Source organism: Candidatus Omnitrophota bacterium, from assembly GCA_016209275.1.
Lineage (GTDB): Bacteria > Omnitrophota > Gorgyraeia > Aquiviventales > Aquiviventaceae > JACQWM01.
This window is the reverse complement of the sequence record JACQWM010000019.1, coordinates 1-15,010: the sequence shown is the minus strand read 5'-3', so window position 1 is coordinate 15,010 and position 15,010 is coordinate 1. Positions and strand designations below refer to the sequence as shown.

Genomic DNA, 15,010 nt, shown 5'->3' with positions numbered 1-15,010 from the left:
CTTGCGTCTTCACATTCCAGGTCTCAACCCATGAGGTAAACGGGACATAAAAATGCCACCCGGAGGCCAGCGCCTCATCAGAGATCTTGCCAAAATCAGCCTTGACCCCGACCTGGCCATCCTCGATGACCGTCATCCCGCATCCCGATACTGTCAAGAGTGCGATCAGTCCCAATACAATCCGTGCCATGCGTCCCATCCTTACCCTCCTGGCCACTTGGCCACCCTGCCACTTTGCCACTCGCTGAATCACTCCCACTCAATCGTCGCCGGGGGTTTCGAAGAGATATCATACACGACGCGATTGATGCCGCGGACTTCGTTGATGATCCGGTTGGCAATCCGCTCCAGCACCTCCGCCGGCAGCTTCGCCCAGTCGGCGGTCATCGCATCCTGGCTTGTCACCGCCCGGATGGCAATCACGTGCTCATAGGTGCGTTCATCCCCCATGACCCCGACGGTCTTAACCGGCAGCAGCACCGCGAAGGCCTGCCACAGATTCCGGTAGAGTCCGGCCCGGCGGATTTCTTTGACGACCCGCTCATCCGCCTCGCGCACCATCCGCAGCCGCTCCTCGGTGACGTCACCCAGAATCCGCACCGCCAGCCCTGGCCCTGGAAACGGATGGCGCCACAGCAGATCATCATGCAGCCCAAGCAGCTTGCCCAGCTCGCGCACTTCATCTTTAAACAGATCCCGCAGCGGCTCCACAAGCTTTAGGTGCATCTGCTTCGGCAGCCCGCCCACATTGTGGTGCGTCTTGATGGTCGCCGATGGCCCGCCCCAGGCGGAGACGCTTTCGATCACATCCGGATACAGCGTGCCTTGAGCCAGGAAGCCGGCGTTGGCGATGCGCTTGGCCTCCGCCTCAAAGACGCGCACAAACTCCCGGCCGATGATTTTACGCTTCTGCTCAGGCTCGGTCACACCGCGCAGCGCATCGAGAAACCGCTTTGCGGCATCCACGTATCGCACCCGAATGTGGAAGTGGCGGCCGAATGTTTCCTCGATCTGTGCGCGCTCACCGCTGCGCAACAGGCCGTTATCAACGAAGATACCGGTGAGTTGCTTACCGATGGCCTGATGCAGCAGCACCGCCGCCACGGAGGAATCCACCCCGCCGCTTAAGCCCAGCACCACCCGGCCCTTGCCCACCTGCTGACGGATGCGTCCTGTGGTTTCCTTGACGAACGATTTCATGGTCCATTCGCCATGGCAGCCGCAGAGCCGAAAGAGGAAATTCCTGAGGACTTTGTCGCCTTCCTCGGTATGCGCCACTTCAGGATGAAACTGCAGGCCGTAGAGCCGGCGCACCGGATCCGCCATCGCCGCCACGGCGGTATTGCGAGTCGCCGCACTGATCGAAAATCCCTTCGGCACGCGCTTGACCAAATCGCCGTGGCTCATCCAGGAGATGAACTTGCGCTTGGTCCCTTTGAACAAGCCGTCGGCTTGGCGCACTTGCAGCATGGCCCGGCCGTACTCGCGCTTCCCGGCCCGCCGTACCGTCCCGCCCAAGAGGTGCGACATCGCCTGCATCCCGTAACAGATTCCCAGCGTCGGAATGCCGACGTTGAAAATCTTGCGGCTCGGCAGCGGGGCATTGCGCTGATAGACGCTGTTCGGACCGCCGGAAAGGATCACGCCCTTGGGCTGCTCAGCACGGAGGAACTTCGTGGTGAGTTGCCGCGGCGGGATGATGCGGCAGAACACGCGCTGCTCGCGAATTCTCCTCGCAATCAGCTGCGTGTATTGAGAGCCGTAATCAACGATTAAGATGAGCTCATGCGTCGGCATCGAACTACGATATCAGATATCGAATTCGATATCTGATATCGCCTTAGCGGTTAGACTCGGGTGAAGCGGGACTTGCGAGCGCCGTTGTCCGGCTGCTCGACGGCGCCCTTGCGGGCCATGCCCACACGCTGCACCTGCTGGAAGATTTTGCCTTCGGTCTGGATCGACGGCGCGATGATGATCTCCGTCATCTGAAATGCCTTGATATCCGCTGCTCCCACCGTGCCCATGCAGGTCGTCAAGGCACCCATCAGATTCTGCGAGCCGTCATCGGTGAGGGCTGGCCCAAACAGAATCTGCTCAAGCGTACCGGTCGTGCCCACGAAGATGCGCGTGCCGCGCGGCAGGGATGAGTGCGGATACGCCATGCCCCAGTGATAGCCCCGCCCCGGCGCTTCCTTGGCTTTGGCAAACGCCGAGCCTACCATCACCGCATCCGACCCGCACGCAAACGCCTTGCAGATATCGCCGCCGTTGCGCATACCGCCATCGGTGATGATCGGCACGTACTTGCCGCTCTTCTTGTAGTAGAGGTCCCGCGCTGAGGTACAGTCCACCGTGGCCGTCACCTGCGGCACCCCAACGCCAAGCACCCCGCGCGTGGTGCACGCCGCCCCCGGCCCGACCCCGACGAGCAGCCCATCCGCGCCGGCTTCCATCAACTCAAGCGTCTGCTCATGCGTCACCGTATTGCCCACGATCACCGGAATCTTCATCGCCTTCATGAAGCTCGTAAAATCCAGCGGCCGATACGCTTTGGCGATGTGCTTGGCCGTCGTCACGGTCGATTGCACCACGAAGATATCCGCCCCGGCTTCCTGGGCGATTGCGCCGAACCGCTCCGCATTCTGTGGAATCGTGCTGACCGCGCATGTCGCCTTGGCCTTTTTGATCTGCTCAACCCGCCGCGCAATCAGCTTTTCCTTGATCGGCTCCTTATAGAGCTTCTGGACGATATTCGTCGTCTCTTCAACATCGCCTTGGATGATTTGGGCGATGGCATCTGAGGGGTCATCGTAGCGTGCCTGGACGCCGTCGAGGTTGAGCACCGCCAGCCCGCCGAGCTTGCCCATGGCGATCGCGAAGGTCACATCCACCACGCCGTCCATGGCAGATGCCAGAAACGGCACCCGGAAGGTGAGGTTGCCGAGCTTCCACGTCGTATCGACCTCGGCCGGATTTCGGCTGGTCGTTCCCGGCACGAGGGCAATCTCGTCAAACCCGTAGCAGCGACGGGCTCGCCGCCCAATCCCAATCCACTCAGCCATGGTGTCCTCCTAAACAAAAATCCCCGCACACACCAACCCTGTGCGGGGAGCAAAATGCTTCAAATGGTCGTCCTGAGCCTAAGTCCATGGTCTATTCTACCGGCCTTCCCTCATCCTGTCAACGCGCAGAGGCAACGATGGCTTGCTGACGCGGCTTGCGGCTTGGATCGCGGCGATGGTTACACGAGGCGTAATCGAAGCAGCCGCTGCGCTATGCGATAGATATCGCTGCGGTCGCCCTCTTTGCGCAGGCCGACGGCCACCACGATCACTACGACGTTCCCGCGATCGACGCGGTAGATGATGCGATACCGCTGGCCGATGGCGCGCAAGCTGCGGAACCCCGCCAGCTCATCGCGCAGGGGCTTGCCCTGCAGCTCAGGCTCATGCGCCAACCCGTCAATCCGTTGCCGAATCTGCTCACGGATTCGGCGGTCGGTGATCGCCTCAAGCAGGCGTGCGGCCGTTGAGGTCAGGAGAATCCGGTAGGTCACAGCGTGAGCTTCCGTTTCACGGCGTCCCACGGAATGAGCTTGCCCTGCTTAATGTCGCGGATGCCCTGCCGCACCGATGCCATCAGCTGCTCATCCGCCATAACTTCCAAGGTTTCGACGAGCGCCTCGTATTCCTCCCAGGGCAGGATGGCCAGCACCGGCTTGCCGCGCCGCGTGACGGCGACGGTTTCATGCGAATGGCTCAACGTATCCGGCAACGAGGTCAGCACCGCTCGCGCCTCCGTCATCGGCATGTCTTTCATCGGGTCCCTCCTATCTGTACAGTAAAGTGTACATCAATATGTACAGAATATCAACCGGCGTCTTCCCTCGCGTCAACTTCGAGCCCATTTCGGTTCCTGTCCCCCAAGTCCGACTGCAATTTTCCTATTTTCATTTTTTCTTCTTGGTAAAGCCACTAATTGAGTCAAGAACAAGAAAGAAAAAGAGTATGGGCCCTGCTAGACCAAGGAAGACAATCCAGAATATCGACCCTCCCGATTTGATAAGACTCCAGAGCCACTTAAAGTAGGTCAATAAATACTTCAAAAGAAAGGTCCCTACCAGATATAGTAAGAAAACGCTCCCTATCCCGATGAGTATCCAAAGTGCCTTGATTATGAAATTTCGAATCCAAAGTCGCGATTTTTCGAGGCTCCCAGTAAAAATCCAAAGCAAAATAATGATGAGAGCTAAACATCCAATCGCTCCCCAAATCATATTATTCGTCACAACCTCCAACAGCCAGCAAGTAACACCTACGTAGTTGCCTTCAACGAATCGCCTGATATTCCAAACTCGTGCATCGGGGACATGCAACTTACATTGACGAATTAACTCGAATCAAGAGCGCCTTGCTTAAGTGCTGTGCCCACGGAACAGTATACTCCGATGATGGTTTTACTGATCACCCCACCAGCTTTGGAATTCCGTTAGAGTAGCGTACACGCGATCTTCCTTACCCAGCAATTGAAGCTTTGTACTGAAATTTCGGTCGCCGTACCCAACGTAAAAACTCTGGTATTTGCTGTGATCGGCGCCTTCATATTCGAAAGCCCAATAGACAACTAGAAGGTTATTTCCTACAAGTGCTTGCTCGACAGCTGTATGATCCAACTGCTGTCCAAGGCCTTCAGTTACAGAACGATTGGGAACAATCATACGCCGTTGTCGCGCTCTGTACTCGTCCATGTCTCCATTTATAGCAAGCATCCGAAAAGGCAAATTCGTGTTGCCGCCCAACTCTCTTTGAAGAAACTGCTCGACAGCCTGTCTATTGGCAAGAGTATTTCGCCTAAAGAAGGATGTTATCTCTCCCAAGAGATCTAAGATTGACCGATTGCGCATATCCCGAACGTATAAGTCCAAGAATTGTTGCAGACTTTGATCCGTATTTGCTTGAATCTGTGTTCGAATACGAGCCTCGTCGACTCCAAGAACAATGGCACGGAAGTTCAAGAAACGGAATTCCAGTGCAGGCTTAACACCATAATTCTGCAGTTCTATTTGTGATCCAAACCAGTTATCGCCTGGGGTATACCACCAAATAACGTTATGTAAGGCTAGCTGAGGTGCATTTTCAAGGCGCAGTTGCTGTTGCTGTAAAATGGCTTGGCAACCCGCAAAACACATGGAACCAATCGCAGCAATGGCGACAAATATTTCAAGGATAGTCCAAAGTGGCGAGCGTCGGCCCAGATTCTCAATAGCCTGGACCAAATTTTTCCGAAACTTAACAAGTTCCGTGATAAGACGCTTCCTTCGTCTTAGCGGCATATGACTCTGCTGTTGATGCACCCTATCCCAAGTGCCCCGCGACCGGCCGGAGAGCGCATCGTGGGCTCAATTATATCCTACTAACCACGCTGCGGGTGGCTGCGCATGCCCGCGAGCAGCGCGTAAGGAGGCCGAGCGGCCACGGTGTCCCCCGCACTATAGGCTTGGCGGTGCCCCTCGCGCCGCCAAGCCGCGGGGGACGAGCGAGGCCGACGCAGCGAGCGCCGGGGCGCCACGGTGGGGCGCCCCAAGCGTCGCGGCGAGCGGCATGCGCAGCCAGGACCCGCAGCTATAAACGCAAAACCCCGCTCGGCCGTTGGGCCAAGCGGGGTGTGCGATTGCCTCCAATCTAAGGCGATATCAGATATCGAAATCGATATCTGATATCTACGTCAGGTGATGATCGCGAGGATGTCGTCTTCGTTGAGGAAGACATACTCCTTGTCGTCGACTTTGATCTCCGAGCCTGAGTACTTGCCGAAGAGAATCCGGTCGCCAGGCTTGACGGACGGTGTCACCACCTTGCCGGTGTTGAGCGTCTTGCCGGAGCCGACCGCAATCACTTTGCCCTCTTGCGGCTTCTCCTGCGCGGAGTCCGGTAGGTACAGCCCGCTCTTCGTCTTCTCGGCTGAGCCGAGCCGCTGCACGATCACCCGATCGCCGATCGGCTTGAGCTTCAGGCTACTTGCGCTTGCCGTTGCTGTTGCCATTGTCTGCACCTTCTGTGTGCTATCAATACATTCCACCCATGTCAGGAGGACCACCGTGACCACCATGACCGCCTGCTGGTGACGGCTTATCTTTCTCCGGCAGTTCGGTGATGAGGGCCTCGGTCGTGATCAGCAGACCTGAGATGCTGGCCGCATTTTGCAACGCGGTGCGCACCACCTTGGTCGGATCGATGATGCCGGCCGACACCATGTCGGTGTACTCCAGCTTGTCCGCATCGAAGCCGACGTTGGTCTTCTCTTCCTTAATGCGCTGCACCACCACGGAGCCTTCCTGGCCCGCGTTGGCCGCAATCTGCCGCGCTGGCTCTTCCAGCGACCGGCGGACGATCTCGACCCCGATCTGCTCATCGCCGCCGAGCTTCAGCTTTTCCAGCACTGAAATGCAGCGAATGAGGGCGACACCGCCACCCGGCACGATTCCCTCTTCTCGGGCGGCCTTGGTCGCGTGCAGGGCATCCTCAACGCGCGCTTTCTTCTCTTTCATCTCGGTCTCGGTCGCGGCACCCACGTTGATCTGGGCCACCCCGCCGGAGAGCTTCGCGAGCCGCTCTTGCAATTTCTCGCGGTCGTAGTCCGAGTCGCTGTCTTCGATCTGCTTCTTGATCTGATCAATCCGACCATTGATGTTGGCGGTCTTGCCGGCCCCCTCAATGATCGTGGTGTTTTCCTTGTCGATCTTGATCCGCTTGGCCCGACCCAAATCCTCAAGCTGAATGTTCTCCAGCTTAATCCCCAGATCCTCGGTGATGGCGCGGGGATTGTTGCCGGGCACGGTGAGCACGGCGATATCCTGCAGCATTTCCTTGCGGCGGTCGCCGTAGCCTGGAGCTTTGACGGCCACGCATTGCAGGGTGCCGCGGAGCTTGTTGACGACGAGGGTCGCGAGGGCCTCACCCTCGAGGTCCTCGGCGACGATGACGATCGGCCGGCCGGCCTTGGCGACTTTCTCCAACAGCGGCAGCAGGTCCTTCATCGCGGAGATTTTCTTTTCGTAGATCAGGATGTAGGGCTCATCGAGCACGCATTCCATGCGCTCAGCGTCAGTCACGAAGTAGGGGGACATGAAGCCCTGGTCAAACTGCATCCCCTCGACTAAGTCCAACGTGGTCGCCATGCTCTTGGATTCTTCCACCGTGATCACGCCGTCTTTGCCGACCTTTTCCATCGCATCAGCGATCTTCTCGCCGATCTCGCGGTCGTAGTTCGCCGCGATCGTGGCCACCTGCTCGATTTCCTTCTTGTCTTTCACGGTCTTGGACAGCTTCTTGAGCTGCTCGACCACTTCCACAACCGCCTTGTCGATGCCACGCTTGAGACCCATCGGGTTCGCCCCGGCGGTCACGTTCTTGAGCCCCTCGCGGAAAATCGCCTCGGCCAACACGGTGGCTGAAGTTGTGCCGTCACCGGCCGCATCTGAGGTCTTCTCGGCGACTTCCTTCACGAGCTGCGCGCCGAGATTCTGATACGGATCTTCCAGATCAATTTCCTTGGCCACGCTGACCCCATCCTTGGTGATGGTGGGCGAGCCGAACTTCTTTTCCAAGACGACATTGCGTCCCTTGGGTCCGAGGGTCACCTTGACCGCTGCGGAGAGTTGCCGCACGCCTTCCAGCATTCTTCGGCGCGCGTCTTCATCAAAGAGCAGCTGCTTAGCCATGCTTCCTCCTTCTTACGATTGCACGATGGCGAGGATGTCCTCTTCGCGAAGGATCAGATACTCCTGATCTTCCACGGTCACCTCGCTCCCAGCATACTTCCCATATAACACGCGGTCGCCTGTCTTGACGTCCAGGGCCTTGATCTTCCCGTCATCAAGCAAGCGACCGGTTCCTACGGCCACCACTTTGCCCTCTTGAGGCTTTTCCTTGGCAGAGTCCGGCAGGACAATGCCGCTTTTGGTGACTTCCTGCGCCTCAAGGGCTCTAACCACGATGCGATCCCTGAGTGGTTTAATAGCCATCCGCTGACCTCCTGTTAGCAATTAGTTGAGATGAGTGCTAAATCTATGCTGATTGTAGCAGTTCGATTGAGATATTCAAGTTGCAAAACAGGTAGATTACTTAACTTATAGAGTATAAATCGACTGTTTACAAACTAATTCTAGTATATTCTCACTGTTTTTGTCAACTTAATAGTGAGAGGCCTTCCAGAACAAGGTGCGGACGGAGGTGGTCAATCGTGCGGGTGTGCTTGGCCACGAGGCTGCTGGCCCCTCCAGTTGCCACCACGACCGCCTTAGGAGCGTACTGACGCTTTAGCTGCGTCACCAGGCCGTCGCAAAGGGACGCACACCCATAGAGGATGCCTGAGCGAACGCTATTGGCGGTGTCCCGGCCCAGTAGTTCAGGCGGCTCGCGCAGCTCCACCTTGGGCAGCAGCGCGGTGCGCGTGGCAAGCGCCTCTAAGGAAATGTCCAGCCCGGGAGCTATGACCCCACCCCAGTACTCCCCAGGCGCTTTGACAAGATCAATGGTAATTGCCGTCCCGAAGTCACACACAATGACGTCCCGTGCTTTCCTTTGCTGTGTGCTGCGTGCTGTGTGCTGTGTGCTGCATAGCCGCCATGCGGCGTACGCTCCGACAAGCCGGTCTTGCCCCACCTGCTCAGGATACGTGTACCGATTCTTCAGCGGCACCTTCAGATCCTGCCCGACCTCCCGGATCGGCATCGCCCCCAACGAGTGAAGCGATTGGATCAGCACGGAGGACATGCGCGGCACCACACTGCACACCATAATCTGCTTCGCCTTCCGCAGATGCAGCCGCTTGGTCTTCGCCAGCGCCTTGAGCTGCAGCGTGATCTCATCCGGCGTCCGGTTGGACTGTGTGGCAATCGAAAACTGCGACACCAGCCGCCCTTTTTCGAAAACGCCAAAATTCGTCGTCGTATTCCCAATATCAATCGCCAGAATCATCGCTGCTTGCTTACCGTGCCTAAATACGCTATTATAGTAGAGAAAGAATTCAACCCGCCCTGGATCAACTCGATCCAGGGTCGCCAGCACCGTAAGGTGCTGGCGCTTTGTTTTATAGTGGTCACTTTTGACGCCATTGGAATTGCTCGGCTAATGACTGGGTGATTTCCAAAAAGTGACCTTGGCAGTGTTGGCGAAGAGCGTAGGAATTGCGTTGTGGTTTATCGAAGTAAACATTGATGACGCGCTTACCCTCTCGAATAACGATGTCCACCGCTGGCGTTAAATCTGAATCTCCTGAGATGAGGTAGGCGACATCAAACTCGTCGCGATGGCAGAGATCAACCAAGTCAACGGCAAGATACACATCCGACCTCTTTTCAACCGGAGGCATTGTCCACTTGCCATAGTACCCCCTTCTAAAAATCAGGCCCTTAACGCTGCGGAGATGTGAGAAATAGGACTGCTGTCGCTTATAGTTTTCCTGCCCGCGCTCCTGTAAAAAGTTGGCATCCGCATAGTAGATCGCCCGCAACTCGTGCTGCTGCGTCAGAAACCTGCAGAACGGCTCGACATCCAATCGCTCGATTCCATAGCAGTCTCGAAGGCCTCTATAAAGGTTATTTCCATCAATGAACACAATCGCTCGATTCTTCGGCTCTGACATGTTACTGCCTAAAGTGAACGGTCACTATTCAATCCTATAGAAATGCTAGGCCGAAAGCGCAACCTCTCGGTTTCTGGCCTGCATTAATGTGTCTATATGTGAGTCGCCTGTTTTTGTAACGACATATGCTTCTTCTCTACCTCGTTGACCAATGGACATAATCCACCCCTTTTCGACACACCTTGAAATATCGCGTCTGATATTCCCTTCACTTGAGAAGCGTTCTTTCGCTGTCTTGTAAGCTTGAACAATCTCAGGCGCAGTAAAGGATTCCTGCCCTCTAAATTTTTCCAAATAGTAGCCCATGGCGGTTATGCGTTCAGGGTGCTTCTTAGGATTCGTTTGCTTCATCAACTCAGCCAGCGAAATTGATTTCTCCCCTGCTTCTACAACGGTGCGGGACGCGTTTAGCTGACTTAGTGGAGGACTGAACCAGGAGTGTTCTCTAAGCTTTTCGGCGTATTCTTTCACAAAAGATTCAGAACCCCATACCTGGAATTCTCGATCTCCCTTACGAACAACTAGACCAAAACTACCATTGACCTGAGAAATTGTCATTGCGAAAAATCTCCTTTAAGCTTTGACCATCACACACAGATTCATAAAGACGATAGAGCATAAAATCCATTCTGTCAAGATATTTATTTCAGATCATTTCAATTCAGCTTTATTTTCAATGATAGGATTTGATTTCATTTTCATGATATTGATCAGTGGGAAAAGCGGAAGGCTGCCTTACAGACTTCAGTTGCTGGAACTAGATCACGGCGGGAGCTGCGGTATTCCCAATATCAATCGCCAGGATCATCGCTCGCGTTGGCCCAAGTTACTTGAAGCGCTCTTTCCTGCGGTAGACGTTGAGGCCCATCTTCACGTCGGGCGCGCCGGCCACGTCCACGTTGCCCTCGGTCGTCGCAATCATCACGCTTTTACCGGAGGCCGACGGCCCAAGATCCGTCGCCAAATCCACCGTGATCACCAACTTCCCGTGCTCCACTTTTACGTCCACATTCTTCATCTATCCTACCCCCCTCTGTTTGGATGAATCATCGAAGCACGGTGACTTCTCCCACTTCAAACGGCCGCAGCAGACCTGAATTGAGACGAACAATCAGACGTCCGGTTTCATCCACATCCAAGGCCGTACCCTCACATCGCTCAGTGCCTGCGACGATGTGGACCGGTTGCCCGAAGAGGCCGATCCAGGGACGAAGAGCTGCGCGGATGGGTCCAAATCCTTCGCGGCTCCAAATATCGTACCACGCCATGAAGCGCTGATACAGCGTCCCGGTGAGCTGCAGCGGATCGCAGGAGGCTCCGGCGGTCTTGAGCGAGGTGGCCGTCTTCGGCAAATCGTCTTGGCGCGTCGTCACATTGATGCCGATGCCGACCATCACCGCGCCACCTTTGGACTCCGCGATGATGCCGGCGACTTTTTTGTCATTGATCAGCACATCATTCGGCCACCGAATAGTTGGAAAAACAGCGTTGGTCGCCGCGGGTGGCAAGCGTTCGCTTAAGCCGGGCGTCCGGAGGCCCGAAGCGGGCACGGTGTCCCGCCCCGGCATACCGGGGCGGGACGAGCGAGGGCCGGAGGGCCGAGCGAAGGCGAGCCGCGCTGGGGCGAGCCGAGCGTACCGGCGAAGCGAATGCGAGCCAGGACCCGCGGCGACCTTCCAGATAGTTTCTGCAACGGAAAGCCCAGCCACCAATGAAAGCTGCGGGATGTCTTGTTGAGGCCGCGTCGGTCGCAAGATGATCGAGCAATAGATGCCGCCCGCAGGAGACTCCCACACTCGGCCATGGCGTCCCCGCCCCTTCGTCTGCCGCCGCGCCCACACCAGCGTGCCCTCCGCCGCTCCTGCCCGTGCCAACTCCGCTGCTCTCTCCATCGTCGAATCGACAGCCTCAAAGGGGTGGACGATGATGTCAGGGTGTAGCCACTGACGTAGTTGTTGTTTAATTTCCTGGTTTTTGTGCCTTAGTCGTGTGTCCTGAGTCATGCGTCGTGTGTCGCCTTTTCGTCTTCTCGAAGGGCTCTGCCGATCCTATCCGATACGCTTCTTTCAATGAGCGGATTTGGTCGCGAAGAACGGCGGCGCGCTCGTATTGCAAGCCGCGGGCGCACACGAGCATCTCTGATTCTAACTCGGCCAGCGTCTGCCGAACGTCGTGCTGCTCAAGCGATTCGCCGGCCTGTTCTACCGTGAATTCCTCGGCGGTCTTAAATGCTTCAATGCTTTCCTTGATGGCCTTTACGATGCTTGTCGGCGTAATATGGTTGCGCTCGTTGTACTCCAACTGCTTGGCGCGTCGTCGCGCCGTTTCTCCCACCAGATGCCGGATGGCGCCGGTGGACTGATCCGCGTAGAGGATGACTTCGCCGTTGATGTTGCGGGCCGCGCGCCCCGCCACCTGGATCAGCGACGTGGCGGATCGCAAAAATCCTTCCTTTTCCGCATCCAGCACCGCCACCAGCGACACCTCCGGCAGATCCAGCCCCTCGCGCAGCAGATTAATCCCGACCAGGCAATCGAAATCGCCTTTGCGCAAATCGCGCAGAATCTCCACACGCTCAATCGCACCGATGTCCGAGTGAAGATACTTGACCTGCAGTCCGGCCTCGGAGAGATATCGCGTGAGATCTTCAGCCATCCGTTTCGTCAGCGTCGTCACCAGCACGCGCTCCTTGCTCGCGGCCCGCGCTCTTACCTGAGCGATCAAATCATCGATCTGTCCTTGTGTCGGCTTGATGGTCACTGTCGGATCGACCAACCCGGTGGGCCGGATCACCTGCTCCGCCACCTTGCCCTCGCATTGCTTCAGCTCATAGGGCCCTGGGGTCGCCGAAATGAACATCACTTGGTTCATCAGCGACTCAAACTCGGCAAACGTCTGCGGCCGGTTATCAAGGGCTGAGGGCAGCCGAAAGCCGTACTCGACCAGGATCTCTTTGCGTGCGCGATCCCCTTCGTACATGCCGCGGACTTGCGGCACGGTCACGTGCGACTCATCGATCACCAGCAAATAATCTCTCGGGAAATAGTCGATGAGGCAGCTCGGCCGCGAACCAGGCGGCCGGCCGGCGAGCATCCGCGAATAGTTCTCCACTCCATGGCAAAAGCCGAGCTCTTTGAGCATCTCCAGATCGTACTTGGTGCGCGATTCCAGCCGTTGGGCTTCGAGCAACTTGCCGTGGGTCTGAAAGTTTCGCACGCACTCGACCATCTCGGTCCGGATGACATCAAGTGCCGCGTTGATGCGCTCTTTGCTGGTGACAAAGTGCTTCGCCGGGTAGATCGCGATCTGCTCCAGCTCGGCTTTCGTGTCGGCGGTCAGCGGATCGATCTCTCGAAGGCGCGCAATCGCACCGCCTTCCAACTCGATGCGGTAGCCGGTTTGCCGATACGCCGGATAGAGATCGATGGTGTCTCCCCGCGCGCGGAACGTGCCGCGTTTAAAATCTACATCGTTACGGTCATATTGGATCCCGACGAACCACGAGAGCACTTCATCGCGCCGGACCTGCTGCCCCTTCTGCAAGCGCACGAGCTGCTCCGAGTACTCGTCGGGATCGCCGAGGTTGTAGATGCACGAGACGCTGGCCACGATGAGGACATCACGGCGCGAGAGCAACGCGCTGGTCGCCGAGAGCCGCAGCCGGTCCAGGTCATCGTTGATCGCGGAATCTTTTTCGATATACGTGTCGGTCTGCGGCACGTACGCCTCGGGCTGGTAGTAGTCGTAGTAGCTGACGAAGTACTCGACGGCGTTGTTTGGAAACAGGCTCTTGAACTCGCTGTAGAGTTGCGCGGCGAGCGTTTTGTTATGTGAGATGACCAGCGTGGGCCTGTTGATCTGCGCGATCACGTTCGCGACGGTGTACGTCTTACCGGATCCTGTGACCCCGAGCAGGGTCTGAAACTTCTTGCCTTCCCGCAGCCCCTTCGTCAAGGCTTCAATGGCTTGCGGTTGGTCGCCCTTGGGCGTCAGGTCTGTGGCGAGTTGAAATTGTTCCATCGGGGGTGTTTGATGGCGTAATGACGAGCCGTGGCGTAGGCTTCGAGGGTGGAGGCGCGCATGACGGTGTCCTCGCCGAAACGATCGTTCACGCGGTCGCAGGCGGTCACGAGTTGGCGACGGCGGATCATCTGTGGCAGCCACCACGCCTGCCGCTCCTCATACGAGAGGCTGGAAACCGAGACCCCGATGAGCCGAATCGGGGACAGTCCCCAAATGGGACTGTCCCCGATTGCGATTCGACAGGCTTCCTCATAGATGTCAAGGCCATCGTCCAGGAATCGGCCGAGCGTATGGGCGCGCGAGAAGGTCGTAAAGTCGCGGTAGCGGATAGTCACGGTGATCGTGCGGCCGGCCGCCCCCGCGGCGCGCAAACGGCGGCCGACTTTCTCGCAGAGATCCAGCAGCACGCCGCGGATGACGCCGGAATCTGACGTATCATGCGGCAGCGTGTGCATGTGGCCCATCGATTTCGCCGGCGGTGTGTTATGGTTCGGCACGACCGGGCTTTCATCGATGCCGCGCGCCAAGCACCACACGTGCCGTCCCATCGACGAGCCGAAGCGGCTGATCAGCCATTCCAACGGCACGTGAGCGAGCTCGCCGCACGTCGTGATCCCGCGGGCATTGAAGACGGCCTGCAACGCGCGGCCGATGCCGCACAACTCCTCGATCGGCAAATCGGCCAGCAAGCGCTGGACCTGCTCTGGCTGAATCTGTGTGAGGCCATTGGGCTTTTTCAAACCTGACGCCAGCTTCGCGAGGAGTTTATTTGGGCCGATGCCGACTGAGCACGGCAAGCCGAGCTCCCCATTCACCTGACGCTGAAGCGCCTGCGCGATGGCCACAGCACCGCCGAATCGGCCGGCGGTGCTGCTCAGGTCAAGAAACGCCTCATCGATGGAATAGATTTCGATCTCTGGGCTGTAGCGCTCCATCATCCCAGCCACCTGGCGAAAGAGAAAGGCGTATTTATCCGGATTGCCCTCAACCAGCGTGGCGTGCGGGCACAGCCGCAGCGCTTCATGCAGCGGCATGCCGGTCTTGACACCGAAGGCGCGCGCCTCATAGGAGGCGGTGGCCACCACCGTGCGCGAATGCCGGTTGCCGCAGACAAACACCGGCTTGCCCCGCAGTGCTGGGTTCGACTTCTGCTCCACACTGGCGAAGAACGCGTTCATGTCGAGATGAAGAATCAGGCGTTCCATTACCACGCGCCACCACCCCCGCCGCCTCCGCCACCGCCGGAGGAACCGCCCCCGCCACCGCCGCTGCCGCCCCAGGAACTTGAGGAGCCGCTGGAGCGCGGCGCTGATGTAAACGTTTGTCCCATGGAGGAGGT

16 protein-coding genes are annotated in these 15,010 nt (G+C 57.5%); all 16 read right to left on the bottom strand.

Features of this window, described 5'->3' with window-relative positions; genetic code table 11:
* On the bottom strand, positions 1–190 hold a 190-nt coding region (locus HY737_03045; GenBank protein MBI4597362.1), incomplete at its 3' end, for a hypothetical protein.
* A gap of 59 nt (positions 191–249) precedes the next feature.
* Positions 250–1,797 (bottom strand): glutamine-hydrolyzing GMP synthase, encoded by a 1,548-nt coding sequence (gene guaA, locus HY737_03040; protein ID MBI4597361.1) that lies wholly within the window; start codon positions 1,795–1,797, stop codon positions 250–252.
* Between the two features lie 50 nt (positions 1,798–1,847).
* Positions 1,848–3,065, bottom strand: coding sequence for a GuaB3 family IMP dehydrogenase-related protein (locus HY737_03035; protein ID MBI4597360.1), 1,218 nt, complete (start codon positions 3,063–3,065; stop codon positions 1,848–1,850).
* Positions 3,066–3,244: 179 nt separating this feature from the next.
* The gene (locus HY737_03030; GenBank protein ID MBI4597359.1) at positions 3,245–3,559 is read right to left on the bottom strand and encodes a type II toxin-antitoxin system RelE/ParE family toxin; all 315 of its coding nucleotides are present in this window, start codon (positions 3,557–3,559) and stop codon (positions 3,245–3,247) included.
* A complete protein-coding gene (locus HY737_03025) occupies positions 3,556–3,822 on the bottom strand; it encodes a type II toxin-antitoxin system Phd/YefM family antitoxin (protein ID MBI4597358.1) in 267 nt (88 codons plus the stop codon). The genes HY737_03030 and HY737_03025 overlap by 4 nt, the downstream gene beginning before the upstream one ends.
* Before the next feature lie 637 nt (positions 3,823–4,459).
* Positions 4,460–5,335: a hypothetical protein gene (locus HY737_03020; GenBank protein MBI4597357.1), complete on the bottom strand. Its 876-nt coding sequence runs from the start codon at positions 5,333–5,335 to the stop codon at positions 4,460–4,462.
* 392 nt (positions 5,336–5,727) lie between these two features.
* Positions 5,728–6,045 carry a co-chaperone GroES gene (groES, locus tag HY737_03015; protein ID MBI4597356.1) on the bottom strand — a complete coding sequence of 106 codons (318 nt, stop codon included), beginning with the start codon at positions 6,043–6,045 and terminating at the stop codon, positions 5,728–5,730.
* A 22-nt stretch (positions 6,046–6,067) separates the two neighbouring features.
* Positions 6,068–7,723: a chaperonin GroEL gene (gene groL, locus HY737_03010; GenBank protein ID MBI4597355.1), complete on the bottom strand. Its 1,656-nt coding sequence runs from the start codon at positions 7,721–7,723 to the stop codon at positions 6,068–6,070.
* Positions 7,724–7,735: 12 nt separating this feature from the next.
* Entirely contained in the window at positions 7,736–8,026 is a 291-nt protein-coding gene (groES, locus tag HY737_03005) for a co-chaperone GroES (protein ID MBI4597354.1), read from the bottom strand.
* Positions 8,027–8,189: 163 nt separating this feature from the next.
* A complete protein-coding gene (locus HY737_03000; protein MBI4597353.1) occupies positions 8,190–8,981 on the bottom strand; it encodes a type III pantothenate kinase in 792 nt (263 codons plus the stop codon).
* Positions 8,982–9,102: 121 nt separating this feature from the next.
* Entirely contained in the window at positions 9,103–9,648 is a 546-nt protein-coding gene (locus tag HY737_02995) for an NYN domain-containing protein (GenBank protein MBI4597352.1), read from the bottom strand.
* 45 nt (positions 9,649–9,693) lie between these two features.
* Entirely contained in the window at positions 9,694–10,206 is a 513-nt protein-coding gene (locus HY737_02990; protein MBI4597351.1) for a hypothetical protein, read from the bottom strand.
* A 268-nt stretch (positions 10,207–10,474) separates the two neighbouring features.
* The gene (locus tag HY737_02985) at positions 10,475–10,666 is read right to left on the bottom strand and encodes a hypothetical protein (protein ID MBI4597350.1); all 192 of its coding nucleotides are present in this window, start codon (positions 10,664–10,666) and stop codon (positions 10,475–10,477) included.
* Between the two features lie 28 nt (positions 10,667–10,694).
* Positions 10,695–11,540, bottom strand: a complete 846-nt coding sequence (locus HY737_02980) for a biotin--[acetyl-CoA-carboxylase] ligase (GenBank protein ID MBI4597349.1) — start codon at positions 11,538–11,540, stop codon at positions 10,695–10,697.
* A 67-nt stretch (positions 11,541–11,607) separates the two neighbouring features.
* Complete coding sequence (gene uvrB, locus HY737_02975; GenBank protein MBI4597348.1) at positions 11,608–13,668, bottom strand: excinuclease ABC subunit UvrB; 2,061 nt, start codon at positions 13,666–13,668, stop codon at positions 11,608–11,610.
* A complete protein-coding gene (dinB, locus tag HY737_02970; protein MBI4597347.1) occupies positions 13,638–14,876 on the bottom strand; it encodes a DNA polymerase IV in 1,239 nt (412 codons plus the stop codon). The genes uvrB and dinB overlap by 31 nt, the downstream gene beginning before the upstream one ends.
* Between the last annotated feature and the right edge of the window lie 134 nt (positions 14,877–15,010).

Coding starts and splice junctions, on each gene's coding strand:
- guaA (MBI4597361.1), bottom strand. CDS start 1,797: ATGCCGACGCATGAGCTCATCTTAATCGTTGATTACGGCTCTCAATAC.
- HY737_03035 (MBI4597360.1), bottom strand. CDS start 3,065: ATGGCTGAGTGGATTGGGATTGGGCGGCGAGCCCGTCGCTGCTACGGG.
- HY737_03025 (MBI4597358.1), bottom strand. CDS start 3,822: ATGAAAGACATGCCGATGACGGAGGCGCGAGCGGTGCTGACCTCGTTG.
- HY737_03020 (MBI4597357.1), bottom strand. CDS start 5,335: ATGCCGCTAAGACGAAGGAAGCGTCTTATCACGGAACTTGTTAAGTTT.
- groES (MBI4597356.1), bottom strand. CDS start 6,045: ATGGCAACAGCAACGGCAAGCGCAAGTAGCCTGAAGCTCAAGCCGATC.
- groL (MBI4597355.1), bottom strand. CDS start 7,723: ATGGCTAAGCAGCTGCTCTTTGATGAAGACGCGCGCCGAAGAATGCTG.
- groES (MBI4597354.1), bottom strand. CDS start 8,026: ATGGCTATTAAACCACTCAGGGATCGCATCGTGGTTAGAGCCCTTGAG.
- HY737_03000 (MBI4597353.1), bottom strand. CDS start 8,981: ATGATTCTGGCGATTGATATTGGGAATACGACGACGAATTTTGGCGTT.
- HY737_02995 (MBI4597352.1), bottom strand. CDS start 9,648: ATGTCAGAGCCGAAGAATCGAGCGATTGTGTTCATTGATGGAAATAAC.
- HY737_02990 (MBI4597351.1), bottom strand. CDS start 10,206: ATGACAATTTCTCAGGTCAATGGTAGTTTTGGTCTAGTTGTTCGTAAG.
- HY737_02985 (MBI4597350.1), bottom strand. CDS start 10,666: ATGAAGAATGTGGACGTAAAAGTGGAGCACGGGAAGTTGGTGATCACG.
- HY737_02980 (MBI4597349.1), bottom strand. CDS start 11,540: ATGGAGAGAGCAGCGGAGTTGGCACGGGCAGGAGCGGCGGAGGGCACG.
- uvrB (MBI4597348.1), bottom strand. CDS start 13,668: ATGGAACAATTTCAACTCGCCACAGACCTGACGCCCAAGGGCGACCAA.
- dinB (MBI4597347.1), bottom strand. CDS start 14,876: ATGGAACGCCTGATTCTTCATCTCGACATGAACGCGTTCTTCGCCAGT.